We start from the raw sequence: 275 nt of genomic DNA, 5'->3' as shown, positions 1-275 counted from the left end.
GCCAGAAGGTGGGCGCGAAAGGGTCATAGGCGGTGTCGTAGCCGGCGCGGCAGAAGGCGGTGTCGGCCTGCCAGGGCAGGCCCATCCAGCGATTGATGTCGCCGGGCAACTGCGCGTGCAGCGGGCCATTGGCCGACAGGGTGGTGGCTTGATCGAGCGTGGCGCCGTAGTTCGGCGGCTGAACACCCGGCGGCCGGCGGCGGATGCGGAAGGGCCGCGCGTACATCGTCAGATGCCGCATGGGCCAGGTCATCTCGCAGCCCGGGTGGAAGGCA

Annotated in this window: 1 protein-coding gene; it reads right to left on the bottom strand. The window is 70.2% G+C overall.

The features are described 5' to 3' along the window. Positions 1-253 (bottom strand): LodA/GoxA family CTQ-dependent oxidase (locus FLQ44_RS07775; protein ID WP_240801207.1); only part of this gene is annotated, 253 nt, incomplete at its 3' end. Positions 254-275: the final 22 nt, after the last annotated feature.

This window comes from Vogesella mureinivorans, from assembly GCF_007644035.1.
Taxonomy (GTDB): Bacteria; Pseudomonadota; Gammaproteobacteria; order Burkholderiales; family Chromobacteriaceae; genus Vogesella; species Vogesella mureinivorans.
This window is presented reverse-complemented; position numbering and strand designations above follow the sequence as displayed.